The 13107-nt window shown below is 58.8% G+C and carries 13 protein-coding genes; 6 read left to right on the top strand and 7 right to left on the bottom strand.

The window, feature by feature from the left end; genetic code table 11:
* Positions 1 to 44: 44 nt before the first annotated feature.
* The 6 genes from RT657_RS04250 to RT657_RS04275 form a co-directional block, all read right to left on the bottom strand.
* Positions 45 to 1670: a Na/Pi cotransporter family protein gene (locus RT657_RS04250; RefSeq protein WP_313652726.1), complete on the bottom strand. Its 1626-nt coding sequence runs from the start codon at positions 1668 to 1670 to the stop codon at positions 45 to 47.
* A gap of 107 nt (positions 1671 to 1777) precedes the next feature.
* A complete protein-coding gene (locus RT657_RS04255; protein ID WP_313652727.1) occupies positions 1778 to 2770 on the bottom strand; it encodes an ABC transporter ATP-binding protein in 993 nt (330 codons plus the stop codon).
* Positions 2771 to 2772: 2 nt separating this feature from the next.
* Positions 2773 to 3558, bottom strand: a complete 786-nt coding sequence (locus RT657_RS04260) for an ABC transporter permease (protein ID WP_313652728.1) — start codon at positions 3556 to 3558, stop codon at positions 2773 to 2775.
* Positions 3559 to 3569: 11 nt separating this feature from the next.
* A complete protein-coding gene (locus tag RT657_RS04265) occupies positions 3570 to 4415 on the bottom strand; it encodes an ABC transporter permease subunit (protein ID WP_313652729.1) in 846 nt (281 codons plus the stop codon).
* The gene (locus RT657_RS04270; RefSeq protein WP_313652730.1) at positions 4412 to 5224 is read right to left on the bottom strand and encodes an alkaline phosphatase family protein; all 813 of its coding nucleotides are present in this window, start codon (positions 5222 to 5224) and stop codon (positions 4412 to 4414) included. The genes RT657_RS04265 and RT657_RS04270 overlap by 4 nt, the downstream gene beginning before the upstream one ends.
* A gap of 20 nt (positions 5225 to 5244) precedes the next feature.
* Positions 5245 to 6306, bottom strand: coding sequence for an ABC transporter substrate-binding protein (locus RT657_RS04275; protein ID WP_313652731.1), 1062 nt, complete (start codon positions 6304 to 6306; stop codon positions 5245 to 5247).
* 206 nt (positions 6307 to 6512) lie between these two features.
* On the opposite strand from RT657_RS04275, the gene RT657_RS04280 reads away from it, so the two are divergent.
* From RT657_RS04280 to ubiA, 4 genes are all read left to right on the top strand, one after another.
* On the top strand, positions 6513 to 7220 hold the full coding sequence (locus RT657_RS04280) for a UTRA domain-containing protein (RefSeq protein WP_313652732.1): 708 nt from the start codon (positions 6513 to 6515) through the stop codon (positions 7218 to 7220).
* A gap of 70 nt (positions 7221 to 7290) precedes the next feature.
* Positions 7291 to 7701 (top strand): phosphate-starvation-inducible protein PsiE, encoded by a 411-nt coding sequence (gene psiE / locus RT657_RS04285; protein WP_313652733.1) that lies wholly within the window; start codon positions 7291 to 7293, stop codon positions 7699 to 7701.
* 86 nt (positions 7702 to 7787) lie between these two features.
* Positions 7788 to 8300 (top strand): chorismate lyase, encoded by a 513-nt coding sequence (gene ubiC / locus RT657_RS04290; protein WP_313652734.1) that lies wholly within the window; start codon positions 7788 to 7790, stop codon positions 8298 to 8300.
* 22 nt (positions 8301 to 8322) lie between these two features.
* Positions 8323 to 9192, top strand: a complete 870-nt coding sequence (ubiA, locus tag RT657_RS04295; RefSeq protein ID WP_313652736.1) for a 4-hydroxybenzoate octaprenyltransferase — start codon at positions 8323 to 8325, stop codon at positions 9190 to 9192.
* Positions 9193 to 9448: 256 nt separating this feature from the next.
* Here ubiA and plsB read toward each other — a convergent pair whose 3' ends face one another.
* Positions 9449 to 11872, bottom strand: a complete 2424-nt coding sequence (gene plsB / locus RT657_RS04300) for a glycerol-3-phosphate 1-O-acyltransferase PlsB (RefSeq protein WP_313653194.1) — start codon at positions 11870 to 11872, stop codon at positions 9449 to 9451.
* A gap of 128 nt (positions 11873 to 12000) precedes the next feature.
* Here plsB and RT657_RS04305 point away from each other — a divergent pair, with 128 nt between their 5' ends.
* Together RT657_RS04305 and lexA are read left to right on the top strand one after the other, a co-directional pair.
* Entirely contained in the window at positions 12001 to 12369 is a 369-nt protein-coding gene (locus RT657_RS04305; RefSeq protein WP_313652737.1) for a diacylglycerol kinase, read from the top strand.
* Between the two features lie 105 nt (positions 12370 to 12474).
* Complete coding sequence (lexA, locus tag RT657_RS04310; protein WP_111140194.1) at positions 12475 to 13089, top strand: transcriptional repressor LexA; 615 nt, start codon at positions 12475 to 12477, stop codon at positions 13087 to 13089.
* Positions 13090 to 13107 lie beyond the last annotated feature (18 nt).

Below are 13107 nucleotides of genomic sequence, written 5' to 3' on the forward strand. Positions count from 1 at the left end.
GATCCCGGTTGCGTCGCCCTACGGCGCAACCGTCGATTCAGGACCTATTCGTAGTCACGCTCATCGTCGGGTTGCTCCAGTACGGTATAGGCCACGCTGCAGAACAGCGAGTTAAGACGTTTCATATCCCCGAGCAGACCAAGATGGAGTGAACTGGTTTCGATGCTCTGCACGTTCTGCTGATGCAGACGATCGACATGCGCGTGTGAATAGCGCCTGATCATCAGGCGGAAGCGATGTTTCGCCCGACGCAGACGTCTGGCGCTGGTGACATCGTGCGACAGAAACACCGACAGACTCATTCTGAGGTTAGCGAGCAACAGCTCCTGCAGCCCCTCCAGCTCTTTTAAGCCTTCGGCAGAGAAGGCGCGGCCGGCGGCCAGGGACTTGTCCGCCACATCGCTGCTCATCCGCTCAATGATGTCTCCGGCCTGCTCCAGGTTCAGCGACATCTCAATGATCTCTCCCCAGCGGCGGGAGTCCTCTTCCGGCAGATCCTCTTTCGGCATTCGTGCCAGATAGAGCTTAATGGCGGTGTAGAGCACATCCACATCATCATCCAGCCGCCGGACCGTGCGCTCCTCGCGGGATTCGCCATGCACCACTTTGTTGAACGCCTCCAGCATCTGCTCCAGCACATCCCCGATGCGCAGCGCCTCGCGAGCCGCATTGACCAGCGCCAGCGCGGGCGTATCCAGCGCGCTGCGATCGAGGTGTCTGGGTTTAAGATGCAGCGCGGTGTCGACATCGTCGGCGATCAGGCGACGGCAGAGACGCGCCATCTGATCAGTCAGGGGGACCATCGCCACACAGCGGATCAGGTTGTAAAACACATGGAAGAAGATCACTAACTCTTCGTCGTTAACCGGTAGCTTATCGAGCCAGCTCGCCACGATATCGACAAACGGCAGGACCAGGATGCAGCCGATCAGTTTGAACAACAGGCTCCCAAGCGCCACGCGTTTGCCCGCCGCATTCGAGCCGCTGGCGTTGATCATCGCCAGCAGGCCGCTGCCCAGATTGGCACCGATGACCAGACAGAGCGCCACCTTGAACGAGATCACGCCCGTTGCGGTCAGCGTGGCGGTGATCAGCACGGCGGCCAGGCTGGAGTAGCTGATGATGGCGAAGACCGCGCCCAGCAGCGCGTCGAGCATCACGTCGCCGGTCAGGCTGGAGAAGAGGACCTGGACACCGGCAGCCTGAGTTATCGGGCGCGCCGCGGCAACGATCAGCTGCAGCGCCAGCAGGATCAGACCCAGACCGATGCTGGCGCGACCCAGCTGGCCGGCGCGCGTCTGCTTGCGGCTGAGGAAAAACACCACGCCAAAGAAGATAAACAGCGGTGAGAGCCAGGAGAGATCAAACGTCAGAATACGCGCCATGATCGCCGTGCCGACATCGGCGCCCAGGATGACGACCAGGGCGGGTGTCAGGCTGACCAGATTCTGCGCCACGAAAGAGGTGACCAGTAATGTCGTCGCATTACTGCTCTGCACCAGCGTGGTGACGCCAATGCCTGCCAGAAAGGCCATCGGTTTTTTTTCGATGCTGCGGCTCAGAACCCGCCGCAGATCCGCGCCGTAGACCCGCATGATACCGGTTCGCACGATGTGGGTGCCCCAGACCAGCAGGGCCACAGCAGAGAGCAGATTAAGCAGAGTTAACACGGGGCGGCGCTCCTCGTTCGTCAGGCGCAAAACACAGACTGCCAGCCTGACGGGAAGCGCAATCTGCGAAGGGGATTGCCGCGCTGTGCGTGATTTTTTCCTGTGTTTTAAGCCACCTGGCGCAAAGTCGACATCTCCAATTGTAGACCAATCTGACTGCCAGCGGGGTGCAAATCAGCCGCCGAGCGGTTAAGCACATCCACCGAAAGTTCGACCCTGTTTGCCCGGATACGGTAGCGGATGACGTTGCCCAGCAGGCTGTGGCTGAGGATTTCAGCGGGGATCCCCTGGCCCGGCGCGGTAAAGCGCATCGATTCAGGGCGAATGGCGACCTGGCTGGCGAAGGACTGGCCAGTCAGCCGCGTCGCCTCTGCGGCGCTCAGCAGGTTGTAGTTGCCAATGAACCCGGCAGCAAAGAGATCGACAGGCTGAGTATAAAGCGCCTCCGCATCGCCGTTCTGCACGATTTTCCCGCGATTCATCAGCACGATACGGTCGGAGAGCGTCAGCGCCTCCTCCTGATCGTGGGTGACGAAGAGGGTGGTCAGCTTCAGTTCGCGCTGGATGCGCCGAATCTGATCGCGCAGGTGGCGACGAATGCGCGCGTCCAGCGCCGACAGCGGCTCATCCAGCAGCAGCAGACGCGGGCGCGTCACCAGCGAACGCGCCAGCGCCACGCGCTGACACTGCCCGCCCGAGAGCTGATGCGGATATCGGTGTGCATAGTCACTCAGTTCCACCAGCTCCAGTCCCTCCATGACCCGCTGACGGATCTGCGCCTCGGGCAGTTTCTGCATCTTCAGGCCAAACGCGACGTTCTTCTCCACCGTCATATTAGGAAACAGCGCATAGCTCTGAAACACCATGCCGATGGCCCGCTTCTGCGGGGCCAGCGGCACGATATCGTTGCCCTCCAGCCGGATTTCACCGCTGTCGACGTCGGTTAATCCCGCCAGACAGCGCAGCAGCGTCGATTTGCCGCAGCCGCTGGGGCCCAGCAGGGTAACAAATTCCCCTTCTGCGGCGCTGAAATCGATCTGTTCAAAAATGGGTGTGGGTCCATAGGACTTGTTCAGCTCTCTGACTTCCAGATAACTCATATTCAGCCTCGTTCAGGATTCAGGGCGTTAGCCAGCCAGGTGACCAGCAGCACGACGACGAAATAGGAGATCACCAGTGCGCTGGTGAAGTGACCGCTGCCGTTGCGCATGTTGAAGAGGTAGACCTGCAGGGTTTCGTAGCGGTTGCCGACCAGAATGTTGGCGAAGACAAACTCGCCGATCAGAAAGGAGAACGAGAGCAGGACGGCAATCAGCATCCCCTTACGCAGGTTGGGCAGCACGACCCACAGCGCCGCCTGCCAGGTGCTGGCGCCCAGCAGCTGTGCGGCATCGATCAGCTCTTTGAGGTTGATTGCCTGCATATTGTTTGCCAGCGCCCGATAGATAAAGGGCAGCGCGATAGTGAAATAGCAGCCGATTAAAATCCAGGGTGTACCGGTCAGCATTAGCGGGGAGGCGGAGTAGAGTTGCAGCAGACCCACCGACGACACAACGGGCGGCACGGCGAATGGCATCAGGATCAGCACGTTCATGACCGCATCCAGCCGCGGATAATAGTAAGCGATCACAAACATGGCAGGCAGCACCAGCACCAGCGAGAAGAGCAGCGCGCCAAAGCAGATCAGCAGAGAGTGCCCCAGTGCCGTCAGAAAGCGCGGGTCGCTCCAGAGCTGGATGAACCACTTCAGGCTATAGCCCTGCGGCAGAATGGTGTTGCTCCAGTCGGATGAGAGCGCATAGAGCAGCGTGGCCAGCAGCGGCAGCGCCAGCAGGGTAAAAAGCAGCCCGACCATGAGGCGATGATAAAGATGTTCGGCGCGTGACATGGCGGCTCCTGTTATGGCTGCTTCGCATTGAGATAGCTGCGGCGCACCAGATACTGCTGCACCAGGGTGATCAGCGCCATGATTGCCACCAGCAGCATGGCCAGCGCGCTGCCGGTGGCAGGGTCCAGCGAAATATCGCCGGAGACCAGCGCGGCAATGCGCACTGGCACCACGTTGAAGTTTCCGGTGGTCAGGGCGTAAATCGTGGCGTAAGCGCCCAGCGCATTTGCCAGCAGGATGACAAAGGTTCCGATCAGCGCCGGAAAGAGAATCGGCAGCCCGATGTGCCATCCGTAGCGCCAGCGGCTGGCACCCAGCAGCGCCGCCGATTCCTGCCACTCTTTTTTCAGCCCGTCGAACGCCGGATAGAGCAGCAGCACGCCAAGCGGGATCTGGAACCAGGTGTAGACCAGCACCATGCCGTTACGCGAGAAGAGCCGGAAGCTCTCAATCACACCATAGTGGCGCAGCAGCAGCGTCAGGCAGCCGTTCAGCCCCAGCAGGATCACAAAGGCAAAGGCCAGGGGCACACCGGCAAAATTACTGGTCATGTTGGTAAAGGAGAGCAGAAAGCGCTGCAGCCGTCCGCCGCCGAGCTGATGCAGTGAATAGCCGGTCACCAGCGCAATCAGTAATCCATACAGGCTTGACCAGAGCGAGATATCCAGCGAAAAGCGGAACGCCTGCTGATAGAAGGGTGAGGTCAGGATATCCTGATAGTTATCCCAGCCCCACCGGCTGTTCATTTCGCTCCAGAAGCTGTTGATGGCGATCCACACCAGCGGGGCCAGCTGAAAGGCGATCCAGAACAGGGAAAAAGGCAGCAGCAGCAACAGCGCGATCCCTTTGCCTTTCATTGTGACCGCTCCACCAGCAGCCCGCGACAGACCGGCTTGTCATGCGCGACCGCCAGCAGCTCGCACAGGGTGCCGCAGAGGTCAGTCTGCTGCGGCGCAAGGTCCGGCTGCAGCGAGAACGCGCGGCCAAAGACAAACAGCGGCACGGTGGTTTCCTCCGGCAGAATCCCGCCGTGGGAGCGATCGTCGTTCATGCCGTGATCGGCGGTGACCATCACCTGATAACCCTCCGCCAGCCACTGCGGCATCCACTGCGAGAGCAGGCCATCGGCGATGCGTGCCCGGTTACGATACTGCGGCGAGCAGAGGCCCGACTTGTGCCCGGCATCGTCGATGTTCATCGGGTGGATCAACAGAAAATCGGGATCGTGGCGCAGCCGCAGGCTCTCTGCATCTTCAAACAGATGCGAGTCGGGATAGCTGTCATCAGAGTAAAAATGGCCATACTGGATGGGCAGGTCCGGCGCGTCGGTGTGCCGGTCGCGCGCCGCGACGAACGGCGTCCGGTTATACAGCTCGCTCACCCAGTGATAGGCAGCGGCCGCCGTCGTCAGTCCGGCGGCCCGCGCAAAGTGAAACACGCTGCGTTCGCGACTCAGCCGGCTGACGCCATTATGAATAATGCCGCTTCTGACCGGCGGAACACCGGTCAGAATGCACTCATAAAGCGGGCGAGACAGTGACGGCAGCTCACAGGTCATAGGGTAGTAGAAGCCGCTGCCCTGCGAACATTCGGCATGCAGATAACCCATTGCATGTTGTGCGACCTGATTGCTCAGACCGTCCAGCACCACCAGAATCGTTTTCATTCCGTTCTCCCCGCCAGAGACTACTGCTGCATGTTGATGATGACGTTTTCCTGCCACAGGCGCGGCAGCATTTTCGACGATTTATCCCACGCAGCCTGGTCCTTAACCGGACGGGCATGTTGATATTCCGACTGTGGCAGCAGGCGAGCCTGAACGTCCGCCGGCAGCGTCAGATGCTCAGCACGGATCGGGCGGGCATAGCCTTTCGCCAGATTGATCTGTCCCTGATCGGAAAAGATATATTCGCGGGTCAGTTTCGCTGCCGCAGGGTGTTTCGCGTATTTGTTAATGAGGGTGGTGTAGCCGGAGGTCACGGAGCCGTCAGAAGGGATTACGACCTCGTAGCGCGTTTTGTCGATCTGATCGCGGTAGTTAAGGGCGTTAAAGTCCCACACGACCGCCATCTGCACTTCGCCCTTTTCAATGTTGGCAATCACCGGATCGGTCACGCCGAGACGCCCCTGTTTTGCCAGGTCGGCAAAGAAGGCCAGCGCCGGTTTCAGGTTCTTCTCATCGCCGCCCAGCGCGTAGTTTGCCGCCAGTACGCCGTTAGCCGCCTGAGCTGCCACGCCGACGTCGCCGATAGTAACCACATACTTACCTTTCTTCAGATCGGCCCAGCTGTGGGGAATATCTTTCACCTGCTGCTTGTCGATCAGAAAGGCGATGGTGCCGGTATAGGCCAGCGCCCAGTGCCCCTCTTTATCTTTGGCCCAGTCCGGGATTTGATCCCAGTGGGTTGGTTTATAGGGCTGGGTCACACCTTTAGCCACGGCGATGGGCCCAAAGGCGGCACCAACGTCACCGATGTCAGCACTGGCGTTCTCTTTCTCCGCCTCAAATTTGGCCAGCTCCTGGGCTGACGACATATCCGTGTCGCTGTGCTTCAGGCCATATTTGCTGCTGATGTCACGCCAGGTATCTTTCCAGTTGGCCCAGCTGTCCGGCATTCCGACGCTGTTGACCTGACCTTCACTGCGCGCGGCTTTTTCCAGCGCGGCAAGGTCGTTATCGGCGGCCTGCGCGACGGGCAGGGTAAGCACAACAGCACTGGCTACTACAGAGGCGATAAACGCTTTCATCTCAGTTGCTCCGGGTGTAAGTTGATGGGCCTGTCTGGTCTAGTCCAGCAAGAACCGAGCCAATGTAGCCCCTGACTGTGAACGATTTATGACAAGGCGGCGCGGAGCGGGGGATGGGTAAAGAAAACGGCGACCCGTCAGCTGGTCGCTGACGCTGTTACCTGAACAGTAAGCGTGCGGGGTCGCACTAAAATGAGGCGAATGTTGTGGCGTCACCAGTACTCAAATCGGCGGATGCGATTGCCAGCGCCCTGCTGACGCGCATTCACTCTGGCGAGTTCAGCGGCGGACGCCTGCCCGCCGAGCGCGCCCTGAGCGAGGCGTTCAGCACCACCCGCATTACCCTGCGGGAAGCCCTGGGCAAGCTGGAAGCGCAGGGGGTGATCTACCGGGAGCTGCGGCGCGGCTGGTTTATTGCGCCACCGCGGCTGATCTATAACCCGCTGCATCACAGCCATTTTCATGCCATGGCGCGCGCGCAGGGACGGCAGGCAACCACCGAAGTGATTGCCGCCGAAGCGGTCACGGCGCACGACAGCGTGGCGACCGCCTTACAGCTGGCGCCGGGTACGGCGGTTTACTGCATCCGCCGCCTGCGGCGCATTGATGGCCGCGCGGTGCTCTATGTCGAACACTACCTCAATCCCCGGTTTTTCCCGGGTTTACTTGGCGAAGATTTGACATGTTCACTGACCGATCTCTACGACCAGCGTTACGGCATCCGTTACGGCGGAGCGCGTTTCACCATCCTGCCCGGTCCGTTGCCGGAGATTGCCGCGCCGACGCTGAATGTGGCATCCGGCAGCCCCGGCCTGCTAATCACCCGTATCAATCGCAATCAGCATCGGGAAGTCATTGATTGTGACTGCGAATACTGGCGTTACGATGCGCTCTGTGTGGATGTGGAGGCCTGAGTCAATATTGTGATTTGTGTCACACTCGCGCATGATAGCCTGCGCTGATAACTCTTTTTTAAGGCGCAACATGAGTGAAAAAAATCCGTTTGCCCGCCACCTTGCCACGCTGCTGCAGTGGGTGCTCAATCTGGGTCTGCTGAGTCTGGCGATCATCCTTATCGTCTTCCTGGGCAAAGAGACAATCCACCTGGCAAACGTACTGTTCAACACCGGCGAGCAGGCCTCTTCCTACCTGCTGATTGAGGGAATCGTCATCTATTTCCTCTATTTCGAGTTTATTGCGCTGATTGTGAAGTACTTTCAGTCGGGTTATCACTTTCCGCTGCGCTACTTTGTCTATATCGGGATCACGGCCATTATCCGCCTGATCATCGTCGACCATAAAAATCCCTTCGATACGCTCTGTTACTCGGCCGCGATACTGATTCTGGTGGTCACGCTGTGGCTGGCAAACAGCAACCGGCTCAAACGCGAGTAATCTCTCTGCCGTTGGCTACGACGGCAGGTGTTCGCATCGCGTCTCTGCGCTAAACTACCGACCTGAAAATTACTGGGAGTGGTGCTATGTCGCAAGACGCGCTCAGCTTATTACGTGCGCTCAACTGGCTTTCTCCGTCGCAGGCAGCCCCTGCGCCCGCCCAGCTTGACTGGCTGATGGAGGAGGACTCAATGACGCGCCGCTTTGAGCAGCATTGTCAGCGGGTCACGGTACAGCCGCTGCGTGAAGGCTTTATCGACGCCCGCGAACTGGGCGAGGAAAAGGCGCTGTTGCCGGACGATGAACGCTTCTGGCTGCGGGAAGTGCTGCTGTCTGGCGACGGTCAGCCCTGGCTGGCTGGCCGCACACTGGTACCGGAAAGCACTCTCAACGGGCCGGAGGCGATGCTGCAACAGCTCGGCACCCGTCCTCTGGGCCGCTATCTTTTCTCCGCGTCGACCCTGACACGTGATTTTATCGAACCGGGGCAGGTGGAGGGATTATGGGGGCGGCGTTCACGCCTGCGTCTCTCCGGCAAACCGCTGCTGTTGACTGAACTGTTTTTACCCGCATCGCCATTCTATCGCGATCGGGATTGAGGGCTCTGTAGTGCAAACGAGTATGACGATGAAATGGCGGGCGTATGCCCGTCTGATGCGTATCGACAAACCGATCGGGACGCTGCTGCTGCTGTGGCCCACGCTCTGGGCGTTGTGGCTGGCAGACAGGGCCGTGCCGCCGCTGCCGGTGCTGGCGGTCTTTGTCGCCGGGGTGTTTGTGATGCGCGCGGCGGGTTGTGTGATTAATGACTATGCCGACCGTAAGGTGGATGGTCATGTCGAGCGCACGAAGCACCGCCCTCTGGCCAGCGGAGCGGTGAGCGCCAGAGAGGCGAAGCTGCTGTTTGTGATCCTGGCACTGGCGGCCTTTGCGCTGGTGCTGACCATGAACCTGATGACGATTATGCTCTCCGTCGTGGGGCTGGCGCTGGCCTGGGTTTATCCCTTTATGAAACGCTATACCCATCTGCCGCAGGTGGTACTGGGCGCTGCCTTTGGCTGGGCAATTCCTATGGCGTGGTCCGCAGTTAGTGAGTCCTTACCTCTCGTCTGCTGGCTGGTCTTTATTGCCAACATCTGCTGGACGGTCGCCTACGATACGCAGTATGCGATGGTGGATCGGGATGACGATCTGAAGATTGGCGTGAAGTCGACCGCGATTCTGTTTGGCCGTTTCGACAAGCTGATTATCGGCCTGCTGCAGCTGGCGACGCTGGTGCTGATGGCGCTGGTGGGGATGCTGCTGCATCTGAATGGCGCTTTCTACTGGACGCTGCTGCTGGCGGCGGCGCTGTTTGTTTATCAGCAGAAGTTGATCGCCGGGCGCGAGCGTCAGCTCTGTTTTCAGGCGTTCCTGAATAACAACTATGTCGGGATGGTGCTGTTCCTGGGCGTGCTGATGAATACGCCGCCGTTCAGCCAGCTGTTCTGAAAGTTTTGGGTGTAAAAAGGCTCATTTAGCGGCGAGATCGAGCGTGCGCAGGAAACACGATCAGATCGGAAAGACGCAAAAGCCGCCATCCCTGTCATGCTCGGCCCGCGCCATCCGTGGCGCGGGACGCTTTCCTCTTCTGACCGTGTTCCCGGCGTGTTGAGCCTGTTTATTGCTTCCAGATCTCTTTTGCTCCGAAGTTTTGGGCATAAAAAAGGCGACCTTATGAGGTCGCCTTTTTTGCTGTACGCAGGTGTCAGTCGTGCGCCACGGCGGTTTCAATCGTCATGCGAACGTCATTGGTCACCAGATCCGCCAGGATATGCCAGGTCGCCTGGGTCTGCGTGACATCGGCATCGCCGCTGTCACTGATATACCCTTCATCGCGCAGCGTCAGCACCAGCGAGGTGAAGACGGCTTTGTCGAAGAACTCCGGTGCATTGATGCCGTGCAGTACTGACAGTCGCTGTGCCAGCGTCCGGCTCTCTTTTTCCAGCGTGCCGCGGTTAATCGTCGGCTTGGCGCTGAGAATTGAGAAGGTGATAGCGTAACGCTGCAGCGTTTCACGCACCCCGGCCGCCAGCAGCTGCAGCGTGCGATAGCGTGCCGCAGTAAAGCGCAGCTCACCGGCTTCACGCGTGATCAGGCCCTGACGCGCCAGCTCCTGACACAGATCGGTCAGCAGTTGCGGCAGTTCATCGGTCTGCCAGCGCAGGAACAGCTCACTCTTCAGCATCGGATAGATCAGGCTCACCTGACGCAGCAGTTCGGCTTCGCTCAGCGTCTGGTGCTGCTGAACAATGGCGGCAATCAGCGACGGCATCACCAGCATGTGATGAATGTTGTTGCGATAGTAGGTCATCAGCACCGCCTGCTCGCGCGGCAGAATGATGATGTCGCCGATACTGTCCTTTTCACTCTCAAACTTGTTCATGCCCATGGCATGATCCAGCAGCGCTTCCGCGGTGAGATCGGGCACCGTCGCGTTGGGTGAATAGGGGACGTTGCGCAGAAGCTGGGTATAGCATGCCAGCTGTTCAATCAGCTGTTCGCGGGTGAGTGAGCGCTGACGTGAGGCAAGCAGGGCCGTGACGCAGAGGTTCATGGCATTGGCTGCGCCCGCTTCATTGATACGCACCATCAGACTGGCTGCAATATCATTGACGGTCGGCGTTAACCAGCTTGGGCGCTGCGGCTCAATGGGATCAATGGCATCGCGCCATTCGGGCACGCGCTTGTTGAGATAGTTGACCAGCGGCATCGGCTCGCCAAAGTTAACGTAGCCCTGACCGAGATTGCGTAGCTTGCGTAAGCCACGCACCATCTGCATGAAGCCCTCTTTCTCTTTCGCTGCGCCGCGCAGCTCTTTGGCGTAAGTCCCCACTTCCATCACGTGCTCATAGCCGATGTAGATCGGCACCAGCGTGATCGGGCGGTTTCCGCCGCGCAGCATCGCCTGCAGCGTCATCGCCAGAGTGCCGGTTTTCGGGTCCAGCAGGCGACCGGTGCGTGAGCGGCCCCCTTCAACGAAGTACTCAACCGAATAGCCGCGGGTAAACAGCTCGCCGAGGTATTCGCGGAACACCGTGGCGTAGAGCTTGTTGCCTTTAAAGGTACGGCGGATAAAGAACGCGCCCAGACGACGGAAAATCGGGCCTGCCGGCCAGAAGTTAAGGTTGATCCCGGCTGCGATATGCGGCGGCACCAGTCCCTGATGGTAGAGCACGTAAGAAAGCAGCAGATAATCCATGTGGCTGCGGTGGCAGGGCACGTAGACGATCTCATGACCATCCTGCGCCAGCTGACGCACTTTTTCGCCGCCGTTGACGTTGATGCCCTGATAGAGGCGGCTCCAGAGCCAGCCCATTACCCGGTCAGTCACGCGAATCGCTTCGTAGGAGAAGTTGGCCGCAATCTCTTCCATCATCTCGATGGCATTCTGCTGCGCTTTCTCATGGGAGATTTTTTTGCTGCGGGCTTCATCTTCAACCGCTTTTTCAATCGCTTTGGACTGCAGCAGACGATTAAAGAGATCCTGACGCGCCGGTAAACGCGGGCCAATCGCGGCCAGCCGCTGGCGGGCAAAATGAATGCGGGCCACGCGGGCCAGCTTCTGGGCGATCGACTTGTCCGTTCCGTGTTCGGTTGCCATGCGGCGCAGCGAGACGGTGGGCGAGAAGCGGACAAAACTGTCGCGCCCGTGCCAGATGACGGCAAAGAATTTCTGTACGCCGTTCAGGACCCGCAGATGCGGCGTCGCTTCACCCTGCACTTCACGTCCGGGCGCGCGGCCAAACATCACGGTGACCGGCAGCATCTGAATATCCAGCGTGGGATTGTTTCGATGCAGATCGAGATAGTCGTGAAAGATTTTCACAGATTCGACGCTGGGCACAAAATAGGGGAAGACGCGTGGGCCATCGTGAATAAAAACGTGACGCGGCAGCAGCGAACCGTCAATCTCCAGTGGAGAGAGCGGATCGGGCAGATGATGTCGCAGACACTGGGCACGCAAAGTCAGTAAGTCGGCCTTCGAATCGTAAGGCAAAACATACATAATAGGCCGGGTCGGATCCAGGCCATGTTCTGAAACGGGATCGGCCGGAATGGCCTTACTTTTTACCAAAAACGACAGTGGTAAATTAAGCAGTTTGTAATAAAGTTTACGCCAACCTGACATAGACAACATGAAGCCTCTTGTTAGCAAAGCGCCGCAAGCATACCAGAAAGTGCAGCGAAGATCTGTGGTGGTGCTAATTGCACGCAGCCCAGACATTGACGTCAATACGATGAAAGGGTTCCCCCATCATGGCAAATAATGCCACCGGACTTATCAGAATAGTTAAAGCCGCAGGTTACTCATGGCAGGGGCTGCGTGCTGCCTGGCAGCATGAAGCGGCATTTCGCCAGGAAGCGCTGGCCGCGCTGGCCGCCATCGTTATCGCCTGCTGGCTGGATGTGGATGTCGTCTCCCGTATCCTCATGATTGGCTCCGTGGTGCTGGTGGTGATTGTCGAAATCCTTAACAGCGCGATTGAATCTGTGGTTGACCGCATCGGTCAGGAGCTTCATCCCCTGGCCGGTCGGGCGAAAGATATGGGGTCGGCCGCCGTGCTGATCACCATTTTACTGGCGCTGTTTGTCTGGATCGCGCTGCTCTGGACACATTTGCGATAAGCGTTCCATATCGCGTCGGAAGCCGCGTTTTGCGGGACAATCGGTTTCCATTTCGCCAATACCTGTATATACTCACAGCGACTGTATAAACAACCAGGGGGCGGGATGAAAGCATTAACCAGCAGGCAGCAGCAGGTCTATGACCTGATTCGCGACCATATTACTTCAACAGGCATGCCGCCTACGCGTGCGGAGATTGCCGCGCAGCTGGGATTCCGTTCGCCGAATGCGGCAGAAGAGCACCTGAAAGCGCTGGCGCGTAAAGGCGTCATCGAGATCGTGTCCGGCGCCTCGCGCGGCATCCGTCTGTTGATGGAAGAAGAAGCCTCAGAAGGCTTACCGCTGATTGGCCGGGTCGCTGCCGGTGAGCCGATCATGGCGCAGGAACATATCGAAACCCACTACAAGGTGGATCCGGGCCTGTTTAAGCCGTCGGCTGACTTTCTGCTGCGCGTCAGTGGAATGTCGATGAAAGATATCGGGATTATGGATGGCGATTTGCTCGCGGTGCATAAAACCCAGGATGTGCGTAATGGGCAGGTTGTCGTGGCGCGCATTGATGATGAAGTTACGGTGAAGCGCTGGAAAAAGCAGGGGGCTATCGTCCATCTGCTGCCTGAAAACAGCGAGTTTGATCCGATCGTGGTTGATACCCGTGCGCAGTCGCTGACCATTGAAGGTCTGGCGGTAGGCGTGGTTCGCAACGGCGAGTGGCTCTGATTTTATGCCCGCGTGCAT

Source organism: Pantoea sp., from assembly GCF_032114055.1.
Lineage (GTDB): Bacteria > Pseudomonadota > Gammaproteobacteria > Enterobacterales > Enterobacteriaceae > Pantoea.